The 22,866-nt window shown below is 62.1% G+C and carries 21 protein-coding genes and 1 riboswitch; of the genes, 13 read left to right on the forward strand and 8 right to left on the reverse strand.

Translation table 11 applies throughout. The annotated features are described in order from the left end of the window. A complete protein-coding gene (locus CK221_RS24290) occupies positions 1-822 on the forward strand; it encodes an ABC transporter permease (protein WP_066994704.1) in 822 nt (273 codons plus the stop codon). Between the two features lie 233 nt (positions 823-1,055). Here CK221_RS24290 and CK221_RS24295 read toward each other — a convergent pair whose 3' ends face one another. The 3 genes from CK221_RS24295 to CK221_RS24305 form a co-directional block, all read right to left on the reverse strand. Further along, positions 1,056-1,250, reverse strand: coding sequence for a hypothetical protein (locus CK221_RS24295; protein WP_095779536.1), 195 nt, complete (start codon positions 1,248-1,250; stop codon positions 1,056-1,058). Positions 1,251-1,595: 345 nt separating this feature from the next. Beyond that, the gene (locus CK221_RS24300) at positions 1,596-2,261 is read right to left on the reverse strand and encodes an aldolase (RefSeq protein WP_095779537.1); all 666 of its coding nucleotides are present in this window, start codon (positions 2,259-2,261) and stop codon (positions 1,596-1,598) included. After that, positions 2,258-3,271, reverse strand: a complete 1,014-nt coding sequence (locus tag CK221_RS24305) for a LacI family DNA-binding transcriptional regulator (RefSeq protein ID WP_245430731.1) — start codon at positions 3,269-3,271, stop codon at positions 2,258-2,260. Before CK221_RS24305 ends, CK221_RS24300 begins: the two co-directional genes overlap by 4 nt. 277 nt (positions 3,272-3,548) lie before the next feature. Here CK221_RS24305 and CK221_RS24310 point away from each other — a divergent pair, with 277 nt between their 5' ends. The 5 genes from CK221_RS24310 (at position 3,549) to CK221_RS24330 (ending at position 8,699) form a co-directional block, all read left to right on the forward strand. After that, positions 3,549-4,805 (forward strand): MFS transporter, encoded by a 1,257-nt coding sequence (locus CK221_RS24310; protein WP_245430736.1) that lies wholly within the window; start codon positions 3,549-3,551, stop codon positions 4,803-4,805. A 32-nt stretch (positions 4,806-4,837) separates the two neighbouring features. Beyond that, positions 4,838-5,809: an L-threonate dehydrogenase gene (ltnD, locus tag CK221_RS24315; protein ID WP_095779540.1), complete on the forward strand. Its 972-nt coding sequence runs from the start codon at positions 4,838-4,840 to the stop codon at positions 5,807-5,809. A gap of 17 nt (positions 5,810-5,826) precedes the next feature. Next, entirely contained in the window at positions 5,827-6,636 is an 810-nt protein-coding gene (gene otnI, locus CK221_RS24320; protein ID WP_095779541.1) for a 2-oxo-tetronate isomerase, read from the forward strand. Then, positions 6,633-7,910, forward strand: a complete 1,278-nt coding sequence (gene otnK, locus CK221_RS24325) for a 3-oxo-tetronate kinase (protein WP_095779542.1) — start codon at positions 6,633-6,635, stop codon at positions 7,908-7,910. The genes otnI and otnK overlap by 4 nt, the downstream gene beginning before the upstream one ends. A gap of 327 nt (positions 7,911-8,237) precedes the next feature. Continuing rightward, the gene (locus CK221_RS24330; RefSeq protein ID WP_095779543.1) at positions 8,238-8,699 is read left to right on the forward strand and encodes a phasin; all 462 of its coding nucleotides are present in this window, start codon (positions 8,238-8,240) and stop codon (positions 8,697-8,699) included. A 223-nt stretch (positions 8,700-8,922) separates the two neighbouring features. Here CK221_RS24330 and CK221_RS30420 read toward each other — a convergent pair whose 3' ends face one another. Further along, a complete protein-coding gene (locus CK221_RS30420; protein ID WP_179295196.1) occupies positions 8,923-9,435 on the reverse strand; it encodes a hypothetical protein in 513 nt (170 codons plus the stop codon). Next, the gene (locus tag CK221_RS31120; protein WP_280952193.1) at positions 9,432-9,557 is read right to left on the reverse strand and encodes a hypothetical protein; all 126 of its coding nucleotides are present in this window, start codon (positions 9,555-9,557) and stop codon (positions 9,432-9,434) included. Before CK221_RS31120 ends, CK221_RS30420 begins: the two co-directional genes overlap by 4 nt. Before the next feature lie 5 nt (positions 9,558-9,562). Further along, positions 9,563-9,674: riboswitch (TPP riboswitch) on the forward strand. A gap of 112 nt (positions 9,675-9,786) precedes the next feature. On the opposite strand from CK221_RS31120, the gene thiC reads away from it, so the two are divergent. From thiC to CK221_RS24365, 6 genes are read left to right on the forward strand one after another with little or no spacing between them, the layout of a single operon-like run. Next, positions 9,787-11,604 (forward strand): phosphomethylpyrimidine synthase ThiC, encoded by a 1,818-nt coding sequence (thiC, locus tag CK221_RS24340; RefSeq protein WP_095779544.1) that lies wholly within the window; start codon positions 9,787-9,789, stop codon positions 11,602-11,604. Beyond that, on the forward strand, positions 11,601-12,584 hold the full coding sequence (gene thiO / locus CK221_RS24345) for a glycine oxidase ThiO (protein ID WP_066994671.1): 984 nt from the start codon (positions 11,601-11,603) through the stop codon (positions 12,582-12,584). The genes thiC and thiO overlap by 4 nt, the downstream gene beginning before the upstream one ends. Beyond that, positions 12,568-12,765, forward strand: a complete 198-nt coding sequence (thiS, locus tag CK221_RS24350; protein WP_066994668.1) for a sulfur carrier protein ThiS — start codon at positions 12,568-12,570, stop codon at positions 12,763-12,765. The genes thiO and thiS overlap by 17 nt, the downstream gene beginning before the upstream one ends. A 3-nt stretch (positions 12,766-12,768) precedes the next feature. Beyond that, on the forward strand, positions 12,769-13,542 hold the full coding sequence (locus tag CK221_RS24355) for a thiazole synthase (RefSeq protein ID WP_095779545.1): 774 nt from the start codon (positions 12,769-12,771) through the stop codon (positions 13,540-13,542). Next, complete coding sequence (locus CK221_RS24360) at positions 13,539-14,144, forward strand: thiamine phosphate synthase (protein WP_095779546.1); 606 nt, start codon at positions 13,539-13,541, stop codon at positions 14,142-14,144. Before CK221_RS24355 ends, CK221_RS24360 begins: the two co-directional genes overlap by 4 nt. Continuing rightward, the gene (locus CK221_RS24365) at positions 14,135-14,884 is read left to right on the forward strand and encodes a hydroxymethylpyrimidine/phosphomethylpyrimidine kinase (RefSeq protein ID WP_095779547.1); all 750 of its coding nucleotides are present in this window, start codon (positions 14,135-14,137) and stop codon (positions 14,882-14,884) included. The genes CK221_RS24360 and CK221_RS24365 overlap by 10 nt, the downstream gene beginning before the upstream one ends. 2,598 nt (positions 14,885-17,482) lie before the next feature. Here CK221_RS24365 and CK221_RS24375 read toward each other — a convergent pair. Next, on the reverse strand, positions 17,483-18,103 hold the full coding sequence (locus tag CK221_RS24375; RefSeq protein ID WP_095779548.1) for a hypothetical protein: 621 nt from the start codon (positions 18,101-18,103) through the stop codon (positions 17,483-17,485). A 927-nt stretch (positions 18,104-19,030) separates the two neighbouring features. After that, positions 19,031-20,020 (reverse strand): hypothetical protein, encoded by a 990-nt coding sequence (locus CK221_RS29950; protein WP_143749095.1) that lies wholly within the window; start codon positions 20,018-20,020, stop codon positions 19,031-19,033. Positions 20,021-20,103: 83 nt separating this feature from the next. Between CK221_RS29950 and CK221_RS24380 the strand changes: the two genes are divergently transcribed. After that, positions 20,104-21,198, forward strand: coding sequence for a pilus assembly protein TadG-related protein (locus tag CK221_RS24380; protein WP_245430732.1), 1,095 nt, complete (start codon positions 20,104-20,106; stop codon positions 21,196-21,198). Positions 21,199-22,271: 1,073 nt separating this feature from the next. On the opposite strand, the gene CK221_RS24385 is transcribed toward CK221_RS24380, so the two are convergent. Further along, positions 22,272-22,697: a hypothetical protein gene (locus CK221_RS24385; RefSeq protein ID WP_066997287.1), complete on the reverse strand. Its 426-nt coding sequence runs from the start codon at positions 22,695-22,697 to the stop codon at positions 22,272-22,274. Positions 22,698-22,866 lie beyond the last annotated feature (169 nt).

Here is a 22,866-nt window from a genome sequence, read left to right on the forward strand (position 1 = left end):
ATGCTTTTGTCCCCCTACCCCACGACCGGCGAACGCATCCGCATCGTCCTGCTCTGGCTGTGGTGCGGGCTTGTAATCCTTTTCCTGCTGGTGCCGATCCTGATCCCGGTGCCGCTTTCCTTCAACAGCGGCTCCTTCTTCATCTTCCCGCTCGAAGGCCTTTCGACGCGCTGGTACGAGGTGGTGCTTGGCACGCAGCGCTGGCAGGCGGCAATCGGCAACAGCCTGATCGTCGCCTTGGGCACGACAGTGATCGCGACGACGCTCGGCACGCTGACGGCGATTGCGCTGTCCGACGAGAAGTTCCCCGGCCGGCGCATTATCATGCCGCTGCTGCTGTCGCCGCTGATCGTGCCGGTTGTGATCACTGCCGTCGGCTCATACCTGTTTTACGCGCGCGTCGGTCTGGCCAGCACCTATGCCGGCATCATCCTGGCGCACACCGCTCTGGCCAGCCCCTTCGTGGTGGTGACGGTGGGCGCCAGCCTCACCGGTTTCGACCGCAATCTGATGCGGGCCGCGGCGATCTCCGGCGCAAAACCCCTGACATCGTTCTTCCGCGTCATGCTGCCGCTGATCCTGCCCGGGGTGCTTTCGGGTGCGGCCTTCGCCTTCGTCACTTCTTTCGACGAAGTTGTCGTCGTGCAGTTCCTGGCCAGCGCCAGCCAGCGCACTATGCCGCTCGAAATGTTCATCGGCTTGCGAGAAAAATTGAGCCCGGCGATCACCGCCGCAGCGACGCTGATGATGGCGCTGTCAATCGTGCTTCTGGTGATCGCCAATCTCCTGGCGCGGCGCGGTCGAACGGCCCGCATTGCATGAAGCGTGGTTGCTGTCGCAGCGCAATGAGGGTGAACGGATGCGACTGGACCAATAGCGATCTTCAACAGAGCTGACGCGCTATTGGCCAACGCTACTGCTGATGCTCAGCGCATGGCAGACATGATCTGCCGTGGCTTCATCGAGCCGTCATGCTCATGCTTCACGTTAGGACAACCGAACACGTTGATCCGATCGTCCCCCAGAAGGCCTCCTGGCCCGGTTCCCGCCAGGCTTTATTTTTCGCTTGCATCCAGCTTCGGTCGTATGGAGCTGATTGCGCTTACGATGGCATCGGCGGCGTGGCAGTCCAAGGCAATATCCAGGATGCCTTCCGTCGTGCGGATCGAAAGGATGCCAAGATTGCCCCCCTCATCGGCAACCGTGTGGACATGGATTTCGGCTGGCACACAAGGCGATGCCTTTTCCATTGCGCATCCCCCCTTTTCCTGGGGCAACAATCGCGCAGTCCGGCTAAGCATTCAAGCGCGCTTGGGTTGAACTGGCGTGGCCGCAGACACGGCGAGGCGCCGTCGCACTGGTAAGGAATGCTTTGGACTTCGGAAGCTGGGAGACCTTCGGGCTGCGAATGCTCACGAGCGGGCATTCAGGCTGGCTTGGGCATCGTCGTGGTGACCCATTTGGGAACGCTGCCGATTTCTATCTCGACGGCAGGAATTCTGCTGAGCTGCAGCTTTTGAAACTTAGCAACATGCTCAGGTAATACCCCCAACCTATGCAATCCAGGAGCGCCTCACGAAGGTCGAAATCGGGTCTCAGTGGTCGTGCGCACCATGCTCCTGCAGCGAAAGCCCAAAAGTCCGCACCAGGTCGCTGACCTGCTCCGGTGACAGATAGCGGGGGTTGAGGCCGCGCAGAAGCAGATAGAGCTTTGCCGTTTCCTCCAGCTCTTCGGTAGCGAATACCGCCGCCTCAAGCGTCTCGCCCGCGACAACGGGACCATGGTTGGCGAGCAGCACCGAAGAGTAGCGTCCGGCGAGGCCTTTTATTGCATCGGCTACCGCAGGGTCTCCGGGACGGAAATATGGCACCAAAGCCGTCTGTCCGGCGCGCATGAGATAGTACGGCGTCATTGGCGGCAGCACCGACTTGGGATCGATCTCGGGAAGCATGGTGACGGCCACCGCATGGGTGGAGTGCAGGTGCACAATCGCACCCGCTGCTGCCCGCGTCTCGTAGAGGGCGGTATGCAGGGGGATTTCCTTTGTCGGCGCATCGCCCGCGACGAGTTGCCCTTGCGCGTCGAGCCTGGCAAGGCGAGCCGGATCGAGAAAGCCCAGCGATGCGTTTGTCGGCGTCACAAGCCAGCCGCCGTCATCGAGCCGCAGACTGATATTGCCCGATGATCCCGGTGTCAGCCCGCGCTCGAATAGGGAACGGCCAAAGCGGCATATGTCTTCGCGAAGTTTTGCCTCGCTCATGTTGTGGCTCCCTCGATCAGTTCGAACCCGAGATCGATCTTCGTCGGCGGCCCGTCGGAGCAGACCAGCCGAGCACCGGTCTCTCCGACCGCGACGCGTGGCGTCCGGATGGTGGAAAGCGGTTGTGGCGCCGCGCGTGCGACGTCCAGGCCGTTATAGCCGAAAATCGCCAACCGGCCGGGGATGGCGATGCCGCGGGCAAGGCAATGGAAATAACCGCCAATCGCCATGTCGTCGTTAGAGAAATAGACGGCATCGAGATCGGGGGCGCGCCCGAGCAGCCGGCCGAGACCGTCGCGCCCGGCCTCGATCGACGAAGATGAGGGAATGATTTCTTCCGCGGCGACTTCAAGGCCTGCCTCTGCGAGCGCCGAGCGAAATCCGGCGAAGCGTTTGGCGGCGCGCAGATCGCGGCTGAGATCGTGGCCCACATAGCCGATGCGCCGATAGCCGCGCGAGACCAGGTGACGCGCGCTCGCGCCTCCCGCGTCGCGGTTGGAATAACCGACGACGATGTCGATGCCATCGCCATCCGAATCGAGCAGTTCGGCGACCCTGATGCGGGCGTGCCTGAGCATGGCCACGGTACGCTCGCTGTGTTCGAGTCCGGCCACCATCATGCCCGCCGGACGCCAGCTAAGCAGCGACTCGACGAGGGTTTCCTCGCGGCCCTGTTCGTAGTCCGTCACCGCGACGACAGGCTGGAATCCGGCGCCCACCAGCACCGTGTTGGCGCCGCGCAGCATGTCCGGAAAGACGATGTTGCTGAGCGACGGTATCACGATCCCGACCAGCTTGGAGCCGGTCGAGGCCAGCGTGCCGGCGATGCGGTTCGGCACATAGCCGAGGCTTCTCGCGGCATTGAGGACGCTCTCGCGTGTCTTGGCCGAAAATGAACCGTGCCCGCGCAACACGCGCGAAGCGGTGCTCTCGCCGACGCCGGCCGCGCGTGCGACATCGGTAAGGGTCGTCGTCCCCGTCGGTATGCCGTCGGCCAGCTCGTCGGCCACTTTCGATCTCCCCGCTGGAGCGCGACGTCGCACTCGACCGTCCTCGCCTCCGTCCATCCTCTTTTGCCATGTCGCGGCAACCTTTTCAAACAATTGTTGGCAGCGCTGCCATTTTTTGGTTGGCAGCGCTGCCAATCCATGTTACCCGGTTACGCAAGCGCTGCCAAAACCGCCACCGGCGGGGCGCGCTGGAACCCATTCACAGTCAAGGGAGGAACCAATGACCGTGCTTACACCTGCGCCACCGGCGCAAGCCGTAGCCGAAATCGAAACGAGGATGACCGCCTACAGCAAGGTCTTCTGGCGCATCGTGCCGTTCCTGATGCTGTGCTACGTCGTTGCCTATCTCGACCGCGTCAATATCGGCTTCGCCAAGCTGCAGATGTCGGCCGACCTCGGCTTCAGCGAGACCGTCTACGGCCTCGGCGCCGGCATCTTCTTCATCGGCTATTTCCTGTTTGAGGTGCCAAGCAACGTCATTCTTCACAAGGTCGGCGCGCGCATGTGGATCGCGCGCATCATGATCACCTGGGGTTTGATCTCAGCTGGCTTCATGTTCGTCACGTCCGCGCCGACATTCTACCTGTTGCGCTTTCTGCTGGGCGTCGCCGAAGCCGGGTTCTACCCGGGGATCATCCTTTTCCTCACCTACTGGTATCCCTCGCATCGCCGGGCCAAGATCATCGCGGTGTTCATGTCCGCGATCCCGGTCTCGGGCATATTGGGCAATCCTCTTTCCGGCTGGATCATGGATTCGTTCGATGGCGCCCACGGCCTCGCCGGATGGCAATGGATGTTTCTTATCGAGGCGGTTCCAGCCGTCCTTCTCGGCATCGCTGTCTTGTTCTTCCTCGACAACGGCATTCGTCAGGCCAAGTGGCTGAGCGAAACGGAAAAGCAGGCCCTGGAAGAGGAGATCGCACGCGAGGAGCGTCACAAGGAGAGTGGGCATTCGGTAGCCGGTATCTTCCGCGATCGCCGAGTTTGGCTGATGTGCCTGATCTACTTCACCTTCGTGATGGGCCAGTACGGGCTGACTTTCTGGATGCCGACCCTGGTCAAGGCGACCGGCATCACCGGAAACTTCAATATCGGACTGATCAGCGCGATCCCCTTCATCTGTGCCGTCGTGGTCATGAATCTGTTCGGACGCAGCGCTGACAGGCATCGCGAGCGCCGTTGGCACCTGGTCGTTCCGGCACTGCTCGGCGCCGTCGGTTTCGTCGTCGCGGCCGCCAGCTCGAATCTGACGATCGCCATCGCCTTCCTGTCCGTTGCAGCGGCCGGAGCGATCACCTGTGCGCCGCTGTTCTGGTCGCTGCCGACGTCATTTCTCGCCGGGACAGGTGCCGCGGCAGGCATTGCGCTCATCAATTCGGTCGGCAATCTGGCCGGCTTTGTTAGCCCGTATCTCGTCGGCTACCTGAAGGATTTGACCGGCGCAACGCAGGTGGGCATGTATGCGCTCGCCGCAATCCTGGTGCTCGGCGCGGTCCTGGTGCTGACGACGCCACCCAAGCTGGTCAATCGCTAAACCGGACTGCGTTTCCAACAAGGATCTCCGTGATGACCGTTTATGATCGAAGCAAGGAAAACCCCGCCGGGGCAAGGACGAATCGGGCCGCCCTGATCGGCATCGGTTCCATGGGACTTGGCATGGCCATGTCGCTCAGGCGGGGCGGGTTTGAAGTGGCTGGCTTCGACGTCGACGCCGCGGCCGTCGCCCGGCTCGTCGACGCGGGCGGCCGAGGCGCGGCAAGCCCCGCCGAGGCCGCTGAAGGTGCCGACGTCGTCGTGTCGGTGGTCGTCAACGCCGCGCAAACGGAGGCCATCCTGTTCGGTACGAACGGCGTCGCCGAAACCATGGCCGAGGGCGCGGTTTTCGTCTCCTCGGCCACGATCGATCCCGATGCGGTGCGCCGCCTTGCCACGCCGCTCGAAGCGACGGGACGGCTCTATCTCGACGCGCCGATCAGCGGCGGGTCAGCGCGCGCCGCCGAGGGTGCGCTCACCATTCTGGCCTCCGGCAGCCCTGCCGCCTTCGCCAGAGCGCGGCCGGCACTGGATGCAATAGCCGCCAACGTCTATGAACTCGGTGACGAGCCGGGCGTTGGTGCAGCCTTCAAGATGATCAACCAGTTGCTTGCTGGCGTGCATATCGCGGCGGCCAGCGAAGCCATCGCATTTGCCGCCCGGCAAGGGCTGGACATCCGCAAGGTCTACGAGGTGATAACTGCCTCCGCAGGCAATTCGTGGATGTTCGAGAACCGGGTGCCGCACGTGCTGGACGGCGACTACACACCGCGCAGCGCGGTCGACATCTTCGTCAAGGACCTCGGCATCATTCAGGATATGGCCCGCAGCGCCAAATTCCCGGTGCCGGTGGCCGCAGCCGCGCTACAGATGTTCCTGGCGACCTCGGCGGCTGGAATGGGCCGGGACGACGACGCATCCGTCGCCCGGCTCTACGCAAAGATCACCGGCACCGAACTGCCTACCACCCGCAAACCTGGCCAAACCGGCCTGACATCGGCCTGAGGAAGACTGGATCGCCCGTGCCCCGCTTTGCCGCCAACCTGACAATGATGTTCAGCGAGTGGCCGTTCCTGGATCGGTTCCAGGCGGCCGCCGATGCCGGCTTCCGTGCGGTCGAATTCCTGTTTCCTTACGAGCACACGCCCGAGGCGATCGGCGAGCGCCTTCGCAGATACGGTTTGACCCAGGCTCTGTTCAATTTGCCGCCTGGCGATTGGGCGGCCGGCGAGCGAGGACTGGCCGCCTTGCCCGATCGGTTCGCCGAACTTCAGGCCGCCGTGGCATCTGCCCTTCCCTACGCGGAGGCCACGGGCGTGAAGCGCCTGCATTTGATGTCGGGGCTCGCCGCTCGCGGGGACAGGGCGGCCATGGATGCCTATCGCAAAGCGATCCTCTGGACCGCCGGCAAGCTTGCCGATCGCGGCATCGATCTGGTGATCGAACCGATCAATGGTCGCGACATGCCCGGCTATTTCCTCAATGACTTCGACTTTGCCGAACAGCTCATCGGCGAACTGGCGCTGCCCAACCTCAAGCTGCAGTTCGATGTCTACCACCGCCAGATCCTGCATGGCGATGTCGTCATGGCGTTGCGCCGGCTGCTGCCGATCATTGGCCATGTCCAGATAGCAAGCGTGCCCTCCCGCCATGAGCCGACTTCGGAAGAGCTCAACGACCGGTTCATCTTCGCGGAACTGGACCGGCTGGGCTATGATGGTTTCGTCGGTTGCGAATATCGGCCCAGCGGCACGACACTTGAGGGGCTCGGCTGGTTCGCCCCCTTTGCCGGCGAGCCCCTTCCCCAGGCTGGCATCGGAGTTTCGCCATGAGCCTCGCCCTCGGCGCAATTGCGGACGACTACACAGGCGCGTCCGACCTGGCCAACACGCTCGCCAAGGAAGGCCTGCGCACGGTTCAAACCATCGGCGTTCCGGCCGCAGGTCTCGATCTTCCCGAGGTCGACGCGGTTGTCGTCTCGCTCAAGATCCGTTCGGTTGTGGCAGCGCAGGCGGTGGAGCGCGCCCGCGCGGCCGACCAATGGCTGCGCGCCCGCGGGGCAGCGCATGTGATGTACAAGATCTGCTCGACCTTCGATTCCACCGATGCTGGCAATATCGGCCCGGTGCTGGACGCCTTGCGTCACGACGTGAACGAGAAATCGGTTTTGGTGACGCCGGCCTTTCCGGAAACCGGCCGAACCGTCTACCAGGGGAATCTTTTCGTCGGCGCGGTGCCGCTCAACGAGAGTCCGCTCAAGGATCACCCGCTCAATCCCATGCGCGATGCCAATCTGGTGCGCGTACTCGCCCGGCAGAGCATGGCAGCGGTCGGGTCGATCGACCTCGCGACGGTCGCGCGCGGCGCGGACGCGATCCTCGCGCGCAACGCGGCGATTTCCCAGGATGGGGCCGGAGCGGCGATCGTCGACGCCGTGTTCGAGAGCGATCTTGAAGCGATCGGCGCCGCAGCCTTGGCACAACGCCTGTCGGTCGGAGCGTCCGGCCTGGGATTGGGTCTCGCCCGCGGCCTGGTCGCCGCCGGCACCGCGCAGCGCCATCAACGGACGGTGCTGCGGGATCGGCCGGCCAAGGGGCCCGCGGCGTGCTTGGCCGGCAGCTGTTCGCGGGCGACCCTGACGCAGATTGCCCGCGCCGAAGAGACGATGCCGGTGCTGAGGCTCGATCCGGAAAGGTTGATGAGCGGAGCGGCGGAGACGCACCGTGCGCTCGCATGGGCGGCCGCCCGCTTGGCCGATGGCCCCGTGCTCATCGCCAGCAGTGGATCGCCCGAGGTGGTTTCGGCGCTGCAGGCGCGGCATGGACGTGACGCTGCCGGTCATGTGATCGAGCAGTCGCTGGCGACGATCGCCGAAGGTCTGGTCGAACTCGGCGTGCGCAGGTTGGTCGTGGCAGGCGGCGAGACGTCCGGCGCCGTCGTGGACCAGCTTGCCATTCCCGCCTTCGAGTTGGGCCCCGAAATCGCCGCGGGTGTCCCCGCGCTGCGCGCACTCGGCAGCCCGCACGGCGAGCTGCTGCTTGCCCTGAAGTCAGGCAATTTCGGTGGCGACCGTTTCTTCGCGGACGCCTTGGCCGTTTTGGCATGAGGAGTGACGGGGTCTTGGCTGTCCAAGGATAACTGAGAAGGTCGCGCCAGGGTCGAATGGCAGCGATGGACTGCGAAGAGGCCGCTCCTGCGCCATCAACCGAATGACTGATTTTTGGTCGAAGACGGTGATGCACAATCTCGCGCCCGGCGGACCTGCCGAATGACGGCAGCCGCTACGACCTGCACCGATCGCTGCCGGCAGCGCGCCGGCCGCCGCAGTGGTGCCCTTGAGCGACAATTCGCCCCTTCATAAATCCGTTGTGTCGATTTCGTAGATGAAACAGGGGGGCTTTGTGTAATGCCACTCTCTGGAAAAGGATGGAAAATGTCCAAGATCCCCGGCAAGACCGAAACGATCGACAACGCGGAATCCGCTACTTACGAGCCGTACCGGGTTACCGAGCAGGTTCGCGCTGTCGCCGAACAGGGCGTTGAGCAGGCGAAGGAAGCATTTTCCAAATTGGAATCGAACGCCGAGGCGACTCAAAAGGCTCTTGAGTCGACCCTTGAGGTGGCCAAGACCACCCGCAACGAGGTGTCGCTGAAGACGATCGCAGCTCTGCGAGCCAATGCCGAAGCCGGCTTCGCTCACCTCGAAGCACTGGTTGCCGTGAAGTCGCCATCCGAGTTCTTCGAGTTGCAGGCCGCTTTCGTGAACAAACAGATCGACACTTCCGTCGAGCAGGCCAAGACCCTGCAGGCGGTGATGTTGAGAGCCACCGAAGACGTATCCAAGCCGATCAAGGATGCCTTCGAAAAGGCTTTGAAGAACCTCAAGGCCGCTTGACTGCTCAGGCAATCCGAGACCGGAGGTCGCAGACCTCCTCTGCTCGTTACGACATCAAGACCGGCACCTTCGCGCCGGTCTTCTTCCATTCGGCCGGCGTCCTTTGCACGAACCTCATCCATCGGCCAAGCATCGCTTTTCCAAACAGTTGGCTACGGAAAGGCGCGCAGAGACGGAGACGAAGGCCCGAAATCGGGACGAGGACGCCGCTTTGGTCCTGTAGCTACTTGACCGTTGATCGTTGCAGCCCGGTGCCGGCGATTTCTCCGGGGCTGCTTTCGAAGTCGAAGAGCCTTTGGGTCGCAAGCGCCGCGGCGCCACGCGCCCAGGAATCGTCTGCCCAATCGGGTGCAATCGGCGGCGGGTCCCACATGGCATAACGCTTCAATGCATCGCGCATTGGCCCGAACAGATAGTCGCCAAAGGTCGCAATGGCGGTACGCTGATCCTGTCGGCGTTGAGCGGGACGCGGGACGAGAACAACCACAGCATTCGCGAACAGGCTCCCGGCAAGGCCCTTGCAGCCGTCGTGGGAACGCTGCAACTCGACCCTTACGGCTGCACAATAATCCGGTCCTGAACAAATCGAACCAGCGTCCGTAGACGCCGAACAGATGCTCTTCGAGGCGAAAAATGCGTTCTTCAACCCGCCGCCACAAGGGATCGCAAAAGCGTTTCCTTGGCGGATGACAAGTGGGTCCGGCTGCCAGTTCCAGCGCGCAAGATCGTGGCTCAATGGGCGTCGATGTAAGTCAGATGCTCGATCAAAGCTGCGTGGTTGCGCTGCTTCTCGTCGCCCTTGTTCGAGGCTGGAGAAGTCATGAAATCGAGTTGACAGGATAGCGTCGCATCGTCCAACCTGCTCCCCTCACCAGGGGAGTCCCGGCAAGGGGCTGAGATACTGCTATCGCGCGCAGTGACCCGTTGAACCTGATCCAGTTCATACTGGCGTAGGGACGGTGCGAGGCTTCGCGGGTCGGCAATCCGGCTTCGGCATTCGGGCAGTGCCCGCATCCTAAGCGAAGCGTCACTTCCTCCTCATCGCGTGGACTGGGTCTCCGTTGCACTCGAGCAAGGAGGCTCACTCATGAATGCCCACACCCCGACCGTCACCGTCGGCGAATTGTCCGCTTCGAAGAAGGTCCACAAACCCGGTCAGCTTCACCCGGAGCTGCGGGTGCCGATGCGCGAGATCTCGGTCCACTCGAGCGCCGGCGAGCCGCCGGTCACTGTCTACGACTCGTCCGGTCCCTACACGGACGCCACGGTGAAAACCGACATCGAGCGTGGCTTGCCACGGCTGCGCGAGGCATGGATCGAGGCGCGCGGAGACGTGGGGCGCTACGAGGGCCGCACGATCAAGCCGGAAGACAACGGCTTCGTCTCAGCCGATCGCCTGACGCCGGAATTCCCGGTTCGCAACAGACCGTTGCGCGCGGCCGGCGGCCGCGCTGTCACACAGCTCGCCTATGCGCGCGCCGGCATCATCACGCCTGAGATGGAGTTCGTCGCCATCCGCGAGAACCTCGGCCGTGAGCAGTTGCGTTCGAAACTTCAACGCGATGGCCAAAGCTTCGGCGCCGCGATCCCTGACTTCGTCACGCCGGAATTCGTGCGCGACGAGGTGGCGCGCGGCCGCGCCATCATCCCGTCCAACATTAACCACCCGGAAAGCGAGCCGATGATCATCGGCCGCAATTTCCTGGTCAAGATCAACGCCAATATCGGCAACTCCGCCGTCACCTCGTCGATGGCCGAGGAGGTCGAGAAGATGGTGTGGGCGATCCGCTGGGGCGCCGACACGGTGATGGACCTCTCGACCGGACGCAACATCCACAACATCCGCGAATGGATCGTGCGCAATTCGCCGGTGCCGATCGGCACGGTGCCGATCTACCAGGCGCTGGAGAAGGTCGGCGGCGTCGCCGAGGAACTGACCTGGGAGGTGTTCCGCGACACCCTCATCGAGCAGGCCGAGCAGGGCGTGGACTATTTCACGATCCATGCCGGCGTGCGCCTGCCCTATATCCCGCTCACCGTCGATCGCGTCACCGGCATCGTGTCGCGCGGCGGCTCGATCATGGCCAAGTGGTGCCTGCATCACCACAAGGAGAGTTTTCTCTACGAGCATTTCGAGGATATCTGCGACATCGCCCGGTCCTATGACGTGGCGTTCTCGCTCGGCGACGGCCTTCGCCCCGGCTCGATCGCCGACGCCAATGACGCGGCCCAGTTCGCCGAACTGGAAACGCTGGGCGAACTCACCAAGATCGCCTGGGCCAAGGACTGCCAGGTGATGATCGAAGGGCCCGGCCACGTGCCGATGCACAAGATCAAGCAGAACATGGACAAGCAGCTCGCGGTCTGTGGCGAAGCGCCGTTCTACACGCTCGGGCCGCTCACCACCGACATCGCGCCGGGCTATGACCACATCACATCGGGCATCGGCGCGGCGATGATCGGCTGGTTCGGAACGTCGATGCTCTGCTACGTCACGCCGAAGGAGCATCTCGGCCTGCCCGACCGCGATGACGTCAAGACCGGCGTCATTACCTACAAGATCGCCGCCCACGCCGCCGACCTCGCCAAGGGCCATCCGGCCGCCCAGGTCAGGGACGACGCGCTGTCGCGGGCGCGCTTCGAGTTCCGGTGGGAGGACCAGTTCAACCTCTCGCTCGATCCCGAGACGGCGCGCGCCTTCCACGACGAAACCCTGCCCAAGGAGGCGCACAAGGTGGCGCATTTCTGCTCCATGTGCGGTCCTAAATTCTGCTCGATGCGGATCTCGCACGACATCCGCGCGGAAGCGCAGAAGGAAGGGGCGGCCATGGCTGCGAAGTACCGCGACGGCGGCGATCTCTACATGCCGGTCGACAGCACCTCCGAGCGCACGGACACGCCATGAAGGTGCTCGTTCGCGGCGCTGGCGTCGCCGGATTGACGCTCGCGCACGAGCTGGCAACGCGCGGCGCCGATGTGACCGTGGTCGAGAAACGCCTCGAGATCGCCGGCAATGCCTCCTGGCAGGCCGGCGGCATGCTCGCGCCCTGGTGCGAGCGCGAGAACGCCGAAGAGACCGTGCTGACGCTCGGACGCGGCGCAGCCGACTGGTGGGACGCCGCCTTGCCCGGTCATGTCGCGCGCCGCGGCACGCTGGTGCTGGCGTCTGCCCGCGATGCCGGCGAACTCGACCGCTTCGGCCGCCGCACGTCCGGCTTCAGACAGCTCGGTGCCGGTGAAATCGCGGTTCTCGAACCGGCCCTCGAAGGCCGGTTCGGCCGTGGGCTGTACTTCGCTGAGGAAGCGCATCTCGACCCACGGACGGCTCTGCTTTCCCTGCGCGACAAGCTGCGCGGGATGGGCGCGCGCGTCGAGTTCGGCCGCAACTCGGCGCCGGCATCTCAGGATATCGAGGTGGACTGCACCGGCAGCGGTGACAGGCGACCGGAACTGCGCGGCGTGCGCGGCGAGATGCTGATCCTGCGAACGCACGAGATCTCGCTGGCCCGCCCGGTGCGGCTGCTGCATCCGCGCGTCTCCGTCTATGTCGTGCCCCGCGCGGAAAACCTGTTCATGGTCGGCGCGACGATGATCGAGTGCGATGCCGAAGGCCCGATCACCGCGCGCTCGACCATGGAGCTGCTCGGCGCCGCCTATGCGCTGCATCCGGCCTTCGGCGAAGCCGAGCTGGTCGAAACCGGTGTTGGCGTGCGTCCCGCATTCGTCGACAACTTGCCTCGCGTCGAGCGCGACGGGAGGAATATTCGCATCAACGGCCTCTACCGCCACGGCTTCCTGCTCGCGCCGGCCATGGCGCGGCAGGCAGCCGACCTCATCCTGGGAAATCCTGGAGCAAAGGAGTTTGCCCTTGAAGCTCACCGTTAACGGCCAAGCCCATGAAGTCGCGGCCGAAACGCTTGCCGCGCTGCTCCGCGAACTTGACTTCCAGGGCAGCTGGCTCGCCACCGCGCTGAACGGTGACGTCGTGCCAGCCGGGGAGCGCGACCGCTGCCGGCTCGCCGATGGCGACCGCATCGAAATCCTCTCACCGATGAAAGGAGGCTGATCCATGCTCGAGTTCTATGGACAGAAACTCGCGTCCCGCCTTCTGCTGGGCACCGCGCTTTACCCCTCGCCTGCCGTCATGGCGGAGGCGGTGAAAGCGTCCGGCACGGAGATCGTCACGGTGTCGCTCCGCCGCGAAACATCGGGCGGCAAAGCCGGCGGCCAGTTCTGGTCGCTGGTCCAGTCGCTCGGCGTTCGCGTGCTGCCCAACACCGCCGGCTGCCACTCGGTGGTGGAAGCGGTCACCACAGCGCGGATGGCGCGCGAGGTGTTCGGCACCGACTGGATCAAGCTCGAAGTGATCGGCAACCACGATACGCTGCAGCCCGACGTCTTCGGATTGGTCGAAGCCGCAAGGATCCTTGCCTCCGAAGGCTTCGACGTGTTTCCCTATACGACCGACGACCTCATGGTTGCCGAGCGCCTGCTCGACGCCGGCTGCAGGCTCTTGATGCCCTGGTGCGCGCCGATCGGCTCCGCCCGCGGGCCGCAGAACCCCGATGCGCTGCGAAGCCTGCGCGGCCACTTCCCCGGCATTCCGCTGATCGTCGATGCCGGCATCGGCCGGCCCTCGCATGCCGCGGCCGTGATGGAGTTCGGCTACGACGCGGTGTTGCTCAACACGGCCGTCGCCAAGGCAGGCGATCCCGCCGCCATGGCCGCGGCCTTCGGCAAGGCGGTCGAGGCCGGCCGGGACGCCTATTGCGCCGGCCTGCTCGAGCCGCGCGACATGGCCGTTCCCTCCACCCCCGTCATCGGCATGGCAGCATTCTCATGAAGCTCGATCCGTTTTACCTGATCGTCGATTCCGCCGCTTGGATCGAACGTCTGGTGCCGCTCGGCGTGAAGCTGGTGCAGCTGCGCACTAAGGACCAGGACGAAGCTTCGCTGCGCCGAGAAATTCGCGACTCGAAGGCAGTCTGTGACCGCCACGGCTGCCAGTTCATCGTCAACGACTACTGGCGCCTTGCGATCGAGGAAGATTGCGATTTCGTTCACCTTGGCCAGGAAGATCTGGCGGAGGCTGATGTGAAGGCGATCCGCAGGGCGGGCGTGAGGCTGGGCCTCAGCACTCACGACGGCGCCGAACTCGAAACCGCGCTCCAAGCCGAGCCGGACTATGTCGCGCTCGGACCGATCTACCCGACCATTCTCAAGGCGATGAAATGGGATCCGCAGGGGCTGGACCGCATTGCCGCCTGGAAGCAGCGCGTCGGCGAACTTCCGCTTGTGGCCATCGGCGGGCTCACCGTCGAGCGCGTAGCCGGTGTCTTCGCGCACGGCGCCCAAAGTGCGGCGGTCGTCACCGACATCACCCGCAACACGCACCCCGAGGCGCGGACGGCTGAATGGCTGGCGGCGACAGCCCAATGGCGTTGACGCCGCATGTGCTGATCGTCGCCGGCTGCGATTCAAGTGGCGGCGCCGGAACAGCCCGAGACGTCGAGACCGTATCCGCCTTTGGGCTGCGCAGTTGCCTCGCCGTCACGGCCGTGACCGTCCAGACGCACTCGGCCGTCGAACACATCGAGCAGATGCCGCCGGAGCTTATCGTCGCCCAAATGTGCGCTGCCTTTGCTGCCAATCCGGTCGCAGCCGTCAAGATCGGCATGCTGGGGACGGCGGCAGCCATTGAGGCGGTCGGCTCTGTCCTGGCGGCCCATCCGAAGGTGCCGGTGGTCCTCGACCCTGTGCTTGCCTCGACCTCGGGACGCGTGTTGCTGGAGGACGATGCCGTCGACGTGTTGCGCCGTGATCTGATGCCGCTCTGCCGGCTCGTGACCCCCAACCTGATCGAGCTGGCAACGTTGGTGGGAGCAGACCCTGCGAAGGACGAAGAAGGCGCGTGCGTTCAAGGCGAGGACCTGTTGGCGACGGTGCGGACCGCCGTGCTCGTCAAGGGCGGGCACGCGCATGGAGATCAAGCGAATGACGTTCTCATGCAGCCGGACCGTCGCGCCGTTCGGGTCGAAGCGCCTCGCGTTCATGGGGGGATGCGTGGCACCGGCTGCGTGCTGTCCAGCGCCATCGCCGCATCGTTAGCTCAAGGTCTGCCGTTGGAGGCGGCGGTACGGGGCGCCAAGACCTATGTTCTTGAACTCCTTCGTGGGGCGCGATGACGTTGAACGGGCGAGCGCAATGCGCATCTTGACCGATTCCCAGGAGGTCAGAGGCGCATGCCCTCCAGGTCCGAGCCGGCGATCTAATAAACCTTGGAGGTCAATGGCATCAACTCGTTACCGTCTGCTACTCACCTCGCTTCATAAGATGCTGCCCCAACAATCTGGAGCAGCGGCCGGAAGCGAACGGTCACAAGTGGCGGCCCGAGTTTGGCCTCCAGCATGGGCATGCAGCGGCAGTGTAGGCTTGTGTCGTCCGGGCAATGGTGGTTAGTCGCTCGATGGTGCTGCGCCTCCAACTTGACGGGAGCAAACGCGGGGATCGCCTTTTGCCCAGCCCGTCAACAGGCCCGGAAGTTCTGGCCTCGCTCAATTTTCATTAACAAAATCAAAGGTAATGGTGGGCCCGGAGGGTCGTCGTTTTCGACAGGAAATCAATATGTTAGCGGGTGGTTCGCCTACCCTTTTCCCTCGTATTCTCTCGTATGGTCTGGCGAACCGAAAGACGATGGACGAGAATAGTTACTGGCTTCGAGATATCGACGATGGAGCCCTAAGTAGCCAGCCACTTCCTCCTGGTGAATGACCGAAATGGGGCCGTTTGCAGACAGTCCGCTTTCACGGCATCGAAATCAAATGGCTGCCATTGAAGCGCGAGGGAGTTGAAGCTTCGACCTCTCCCTTACCAAGGGAGTGCTCTACCACCGCAGCGACGCGCGCCTAAATGGCCGCTGCCGCCTTGAATTGCAAGGCGTTGAGGGGCCCGTTTAGCAGCCTGCGCGGTTTTGGCTCGATGTTTCCAAAGTGGCAACACACGGGCTCGGAACACCGCCAAGCCTACACCGGTTTTGCAAGAGCTACACCGCATTTGTTGCCAGCTCGTTGCCGTTTTGGATGCGAAGAGCCCGTACAGGGGTTTCTCGCACCCCCGCCCTTCACTCACTACTTGCGAAGGCCTTCGCGCGTTCCGGCGATGATGCCGGGAATGCGCCGATGGCGTGTAGAGCTATCCAACGACCGTTTTGGGGCCGCCGACGGCGCGGGCAAACTTGCACTTTGTCGCCGCCTTAGCGCCTGAGCCGTGATACCGATGATCGGTGCGGTCGGCCCCCCGGAGCGATGGCGCGCAAACACCAATCTCCGCCACCACCCGGCGGAACGGGATAACATGGGCAATCCTGCAGAGGATAAAGAATCGGCCCCTGATCGCTCAGTCGTCGCAGAGGTCCGAGCAGATTGGTGCGCACCTCACCCTATCATGCAGCGAGCATCCCTTTCCGCCGACGGCGCACGCGTCAAACGAGTACTTGTTGCTGCAGCCCGGTGGATAGGGACCAAACCCGTCGCCGGGATCATCGCCGCCCTGTGCCAGAATTCGCCTTCCTTCCTTGTGGGCAGCGGACCATTGGGACTGGAGCCGAACTTTGGATTGGTCGTCGCCACGAGACCACGAGCCGGCGGCGTAAGCCGATGCCGCGCCCCCAAAAATTGAGGCCGCCACGGCCGCGGCCACTAGGGCCTTTGCTATCGATGACATTTTTCAACCTCCTCTCGACGGTCGCCATTGGGATGGCTTTCCATGGGGCCTCCCAAGGGCCGTCTCCTGCGTGCAGTTAGTCAATCGCAACTATTCATGCATACGTCGTAATTATCTCTGCAGTCTGGTGCGCCAACTGCCTTGCAGTGCCTGTAGACGATTTCACAGCCCTTCGTACACTGATCCACTTTGATGATGGGAGACATGTTCTCCGCCTGACGCTTGACGCCGGGAAGGACTGACATAGCCACCTGATCTGAGGCTGGACCTTTGAAGGCCGGCCCCAACTCGCTTCCTATCGAAGCCGCAGAACCTTGCGAACATATCAAGGTTGCAGCCAGGCTAATAATGATTGCTACACGCTGTTTCATGGCTAACCCCTATATTCAATCTGAACCTGTCAGTTCAACGTCCGAAGAATCTCTTTATTATTTCGCGCTTAGTACATTCCAGATCCTATTGAGCGCTCGTGGCTATGCACTGACCATCTGACATATACTCTCCTGATGGACAATCTGGGCTATTCTGGTAGACGGGCGCTCGTCGCGGCGGCGGCGGGCGATAAGGGGCAGGTCGGCGGTAAACAGGTGCCTGCCGCCGAGGTTGTGAAAGCGTCTGGTTCATCAACGGCACAAATGCGTCCGTCGTTGAATTAATTTGAGCTGTGGAGCAACCAGATACGCAGGTCAGGCCGACAAGTATAGGTGTGATAATTGTACGCACGATAGTTTCCTCCCTTGGTTATTGCTCATCCCCTTTATACCGAATTCCCCAGCACGCATTTTCTCATCAGCCCGTCCTTCAATCGAGGCCGGACTCTAGCTCCAGGTCACGTCAGCCGACTCGGCCTTACCGAGGATAATCTGTTGAGGCTCCACAGCTAGCTACCCGAGATGATATGCAGTTAGCCCACTGTGTTGCCGGCCGAGCACTCGACGCGACCAATCAACCTTCACCGAGCGATGCACACGTCGCCTTTGCTGCTGTTCTGGCAATTGGCCGCCAGTGTTCGCCGCACGATCTCGCTGTTCCGGACTTGGCCGTAGGCGAAGCACACGTTCTCAGTTCAAAGCGCAGCGTTCCTCTGACCATCCGCGGGCCCGCTGTGCAGGTGTACAGACAGTGCCATTGTTATTATAATTCCATTTATCCTTGGCTGGAGAATTGCTGTAGCCCGGTCGATACCGTGGGCGATAAACGGGTTCGGAGTTGTTTTGCATGCTGCCCATTGCTCCGAGGAACGAGCGCATGAACATATCCACGTCAGCGTTGGTTTGCTGCTCCCGCCTTTGCTGCTCGTCGTGATACTCAGCGACACCCAAATTACGTGCGTAAAGGCCTGCTTCAGTGAGAGACCCGTTGAGCGCGTACACTTGGCAGTAGTCGTAGCCGGCACGTTTGCAGTCACGGACTGTCTCGGCCATCATGGCCTTGGCGTTGGCTGACGTTGCTTTCCTTTTATCGTTCCAGGTCCAGAAGCAGTGTGTGCTGCCAGTGCTCCTGTTATAGCCCCCGACAAAGACCTTAGCGCCGCGTAGGTTATTGTACCGGTTGTACATTGAGTTCTTACAGCCGTTCCAGACAGCGGCCCCGACAGTTCCAGCGGTGGCCGGCCCGACAGCGGCTGCCGAGACCAAACCTAGGGCAAACAGTGCAAGCAATCCGACAGCTGCGGTACGCATCTTACCCTCCTGCTATCAGGGATGCTCGCACCGTATGGGCGAGCACACCAAACGAGAACTGCATTGAGCGGTTCTGTAACCCTTGGCGGCGCACTCGCACTGGGCAGTTTGAGCGCTTTGAGGAGTGGGTCATTTCCTTACCTGAGTGCCCGTAAGGCCGCAGGCCACATATCCTCCACAATCCTTATTGCAATGGCGGGTAACAGTCCCGAGCAAAGCATTACCTGAACTCTTAATGTAGTGGCTCACAGCGGTCGCGCCCCGCCCATTGTAGCAATGCCGCCTCACCTCCGGCACTTGGCCTGGGGTGCCTTACCCGCAAGCTTCAAATGCGATCTGCGCTTGAATGGACCCCGCCAGAAGGTTCTGGGCCGGTGACCCCCGTCCACAATAGAAGAAGTAGGATTTGTAAGATGATGCGCATGAGACTCCCTCCCCTTGGGTCAAGTGGTTGCGCACGTGTTAGTTAAGCTACACCTAAAGTTCATGGTCTGGCAACTGCTTTTTGGTAGTGGGTCAGTCGTCTAATCGCGGACCGAAGATACGAGCCCAAATTTGTATTGAGGTGGGATTTGCCGGGAGCACGGTCGTTGCGGAACAGCTAGATATAAGCCCGCACACCTGACAGGCCGGCCTTGGCACCTCTGTTATGGATCAGCGGCCGAGTGCTGCCCCGGCAGCGATTGCGAATGCCGCGAGTGGTTCGCCTACCCGCCCTCGTATTCTCTCGGTCGGTCTGGCGAACCCAAAGACGATGGACGAGAATAGTTACTGGCTTCGAGATATCGACGATGGAGCCCTAACTAGCCAGCAACTTCCTCCTGGTGAATGACCGAAAGGGGGCCGGAAGCCGAACGGCAGCTTTCAATGAGCTAATGGCCCCGTAGCGTCGGCCTTTGAACATAGAGTCGGACGGCGGACGCCGCCTCATTTCCACATTCTCTCCATGATGATTCTTCCTGAACATCCGCTGCCAACACCGGTCCCTTTAAACTTACCGGTACCGTTGTCGCCCTTTATGACGCCAGTCAGCGTGTTCCCACCTGTTATTCCTTTATAAGTGAATATATGTCGAATGTTGACGTCGCCCGTAACAGAAATACTTCCTGTAAATCCGAAGGCAGACGATACTTTGCCGTCTTTTATAACGATTAACGATGACAGTTCGCGCCAATCGCCGCAGTTCGTTGTGGCTCGTCTGACTAATTTCCATGTGCCATCAAACGCGCTTAGCCCCTTCCCTTGAGGCGCACAATGATTGCCCTGCACCTCCATTCCGTCTTCGCAAACAAGCGGGCATATGCGAGTTCCGACCGCTCTTAGTCTTTCCAGAAGTCCCGCTGTCGGTTCCAACGAGGCAAATTTGACACCTTGCCGATCAGCATAATCTCGAAGCGCTTTGCGGCTGTCGCCTCCCCATTTCCCGTCAGCTTGGCCTTTAAGGCATCCTATGCGGGAGAGTTCTATTTGAGTAGCGCGCGCAAGCTCGCTGGCGCTTGTAGAAGGTGCCGATGGCTGCGCCGGTGGGTCGGGGTGTCCAAGGCGTGCGACTTCCGCCCCTTTGGTATCATCGCTTGCCTCAGTGGGGCGCATCCTCTCCGGCAGTAGCGCCAGCTGCTGCTCCGCTTTGATGCGCTTGTCGATCGCGTCGATCTTCAACTTTGCAAGAGATGCAAAAGCGCCGTCAGGAAATTGCTGCAAATACGCCTCGAAAAAGCTCTTGTCGGTTGAGTCCTTGATAGTCGCCCAATATGCAAGTTCGACTGCATCGTCCGGTGACGCCGACTGTGGCGTGGGGGTAGAAGGTGCGAGAGGCTTCAACACAACTTCGCCCGTAAGCGAAGAGTTTTCCCACGGCACTTGCTTGCCCCCAGTCGCCGCCAGCACATCGCGGCGCACATCGATGAGGTCGCGCATAATATCTTGCCCGGGCGGGCATTCTGTTCGGATCTCAGCCCGCTTTAACCGTTGTTTAATGTATGAGCGCCTACTAATACGCGGTGGTCAACATCCTCACACGCATTCGGCAACTGACGCGCGCGATAGGTCGGGACGCGGCTGGAAACGTTGCCGTTATCTTCGCGCTCACCCTGCCGATCGTAGTCGGTGGGGCGGGACTCGGCGTCGAGACGTCCTACTGGTATTATTCGAGCCTGAAGCTGCAGGCGACGGCCGACGCAGCCGCCTATGCCGGCGCGTTGGAAAAGGTTGCGGGTTCCAGCACCGCAGCGACCACGACGGCCGCCACGCAATCGGCGACCGACAACGGCCTCGCCAATGTAACAATCACCGTCCACACGCCGCCCACCTCGGGGTCGCACATGACCAACAAGGCGGTCGAGGTGATCCTCAATCAGAGCCTCGACCGGATGTTCACGGCGATCTTCTCCGAGAGCAAAGTGCCGGAGCGGGCCAGGGCGGTGGCGCTGATCACTGACGCCTCCAAGGCATGCGTATTGGCGCTCAATCCGTCGGCCTATCAGGCAGCGCTCTTCTCCGGCAACACCAGCGTCAAGCTGACGGGCTGCTCGGTCATGTCGAATTCGGTGCAGGCCGATGCCGTCAAGGTGCAGGGGTCGGCGGCGCTTCAGGCCGATTGCCTGATCGCGGTCGGCGGCGTCTCGCTCAGCAACCCGGTGACCACCGTCTGCAAGTCTCCGATCACCCAGGCTTTGCCCGCGTCGGACCCCTTCTCCAGCCTTCCGGCACCTGCGGCTGGCAACCCGTGCAAGGCCGTCAACGGGAGCAAAACGTCGCAAACGCTCCAGCCCGGAACTTACTGCAGCGGCATGGACCTCAAGGGCAATGTCACGCTCCAGCCCGGCACCTATGTCGTCCAGGGCAGTCTGAAGGTCAACGCCGGCGCGGCCGTCTCCGGAACCGGCGTGACCATCTTCATGTCCGGCAGCAACACCGTCAGCATGAATGGCAACGCCACTGTGACGCTGAGCGCGCCGACCTCGGGCACCTATTCCGGCGTGCTGTTCTACGGCGACCGGACCGGCACCAGCACATCAAGTACCTTTAACGGCACTGCGAGCTCGCTTTTGACCGGTGCCATCTATTTCCCCAAGCAGCAGGTCAACTACCTATAGGCAACTTCTCCGGGAGTGGCGGCTGCACCCAGGTCGTCGCCGACAAGATACAGTGGTCCGGCAGCACGACCATCAAACAGAACTGCTCGAGTCTCGGGATGAAGGACATCCCGTCGGCGCAGTCGGTTGCAATCGTCGAGTAAGAACGCCATTACCCTGTCCCAGCTCATCTAGGCAACGGCGGCTACACCACCTTCCCCCGAAAGCGTGTTTGCCATTTCCGCCCGCCTACCTCGGCGAACAAGAAGTCTGTAGAGAGTAACGACTCGTTCACCATATCACGGCATCGTAGTTGAAGGCGCCCACCCTGCGCCTATTCTAGCCCCGCGTCAGTGACGACGCGCCCCCGCCCAAAGCACGGGCGGCCGACGGTTTCACGTAACCCAACTCCCCCACCAGTATGCGTCGGCCGCCCGTGCCGATCTCCCAAGTGGTCCGCCGCGCGGCCGGGCCGATTGGTCAGTTCGTGGTCCGCATCCGCTCTCGGTGTCTCGTTTCAGGACGGGAATGCTGGCACCGGGCTTGCATCGAAGAGATTGCCGGTCTCACACCGGACTCCTGATTGGGCATCAGGGGTAACTGCGCCGGGCTTGAGGATTTGGGGTTCCTCGCCCGGCGATCTCTTTCAGCGCAGTCGCTAAGAACTGGTGTTAGATTGAAACGGATTCGCTGTGAATCCCCCATCTTCTGGTGCCAACTCTTGGCCCGGACGAGATCTTCGATGATATCGCCACTGCCCTCAGGGAGCCCAACAGCGATGTTTAGGGCAGGGTCCGCCTCTTTGCTCTAGATGCTGCCGGCTTCTTCACCGTGACAGACATGCCGGCGTCGATCAGTTGTTGCAGGGTCCAGCCGTCGGTTGGTGGTTCAAGGCGGGTTTCGCCCTTTTGGCTGAATTCCATTCATTAGTAGATGCGAATATTTCGGCTGCCGGTCATCTAGCTCTCCTGCCGGCCAAGGCCCGGTGGCCGCGCCCAAACGCCACACCCAAAGGCTACCGGGCCGCTCCCCTCCCGTGTCATGGACATGTTCAACGCCGCTTTTGGCCTCGCGCCGGTTCCCGTGCGGGGTACTTATGCGACCTTCAGGTTAATGACGCGCATCACTGCGACCACTGTTCCATTGTTCGTAGCAGCCTCTTTCGTACTGCCCTTGCCGCAGCTCCAAACGTCGCCTTCCTTGGCCGTGAACTTCATATCGCCGGCCGTAACTTCCAGTTCGCCTTCAGTGACCGTGCAGACCATGTCGTCGGTCATCACATCCCCCAGCGGGCTAGTTCCTTTCGGCTGATAAATCACGTCTTCCATGACGATTTTCTTATAGCCCTTGATATGGGAATCTCGTGTCCCCCGCTCGACTAGCCGAACGCCAGGAAAAATCTCCTTGCCCTCAGTCGGGCCATAGGTCTTGGCCGATACCGGCGTGAACTTTGCGGCCAAAAGCGGGGCGGCCAACGATGTGGCAGCAAGGGCGAGAGCATTACGTCGACTCATCTTCATAACATCCTCCCTGAGTTAGTCCGCCCGGTTGGGCGAACTTGATATTTTACGCGCCCGACAAGCCAAATAGTCAAAACACAATTGGGGATCCGCCCGGCAATCACCAGGCGAGGTATAGACAGCGAAACGGGAACTTGAACGGCAAGAGCCCGCCGCCTTGAGGGATGGC

Source organism: Mesorhizobium sp. WSM3868, from assembly GCF_002294785.1.
Lineage (GTDB): Bacteria > Pseudomonadota > Alphaproteobacteria > Rhizobiales > Rhizobiaceae > Mesorhizobium.

Coding starts and splice junctions, on each gene's coding strand:
- CK221_RS24290 (WP_066994704.1), top strand. CDS start 1: ATGCTTTTGTCCCCCTACCCCACGACCGGCGAACGCATCCGCATCGTC.
- CK221_RS24295 (WP_095779536.1), bottom strand. CDS start 1,250: ATGGAAAAGGCATCGCCTTGTGTGCCAGCCGAAATCCATGTCCACACG.
- CK221_RS24300 (WP_095779537.1), bottom strand. CDS start 2,261: ATGAGCGAGGCAAAACTTCGCGAAGACATATGCCGCTTTGGCCGTTCC.
- CK221_RS24310 (WP_245430736.1), top strand. CDS start 3,549: ATGACCGCCTACAGCAAGGTCTTCTGGCGCATCGTGCCGTTCCTGATG.
- ltnD (WP_095779540.1), top strand. CDS start 4,838: ATGACCGTTTATGATCGAAGCAAGGAAAACCCCGCCGGGGCAAGGACG.
- otnK (WP_095779542.1), top strand. CDS start 6,633: ATGAGCCTCGCCCTCGGCGCAATTGCGGACGACTACACAGGCGCGTCC.
- CK221_RS24330 (WP_095779543.1), top strand. CDS start 8,238: ATGTCCAAGATCCCCGGCAAGACCGAAACGATCGACAACGCGGAATCC.
- thiC (WP_095779544.1), top strand. CDS start 9,787: ATGAATGCCCACACCCCGACCGTCACCGTCGGCGAATTGTCCGCTTCG.
- thiO (WP_066994671.1), top strand. CDS start 11,601: ATGAAGGTGCTCGTTCGCGGCGCTGGCGTCGCCGGATTGACGCTCGCG.
- CK221_RS24355 (WP_095779545.1), top strand. CDS start 12,769: ATGCTCGAGTTCTATGGACAGAAACTCGCGTCCCGCCTTCTGCTGGGC.
- CK221_RS24360 (WP_095779546.1), top strand. CDS start 13,539: ATGAAGCTCGATCCGTTTTACCTGATCGTCGATTCCGCCGCTTGGATC.
- CK221_RS24365 (WP_095779547.1), top strand. CDS start 14,135: ATGGCGTTGACGCCGCATGTGCTGATCGTCGCCGGCTGCGATTCAAGT.
- CK221_RS24375 (WP_095779548.1), bottom strand. CDS start 18,103: ATGCGTACCGCAGCTGTCGGATTGCTTGCACTGTTTGCCCTAGGTTTG.
- CK221_RS29950 (WP_143749095.1), bottom strand. CDS start 20,020: ATGCGCGACCTCATCGATGTGCGCCGCGATGTGCTGGCGGCGACTGGG.
- CK221_RS24385 (WP_066997287.1), bottom strand. CDS start 22,697: ATGAAGATGAGTCGACGTAATGCTCTCGCCCTTGCTGCCACATCGTTG.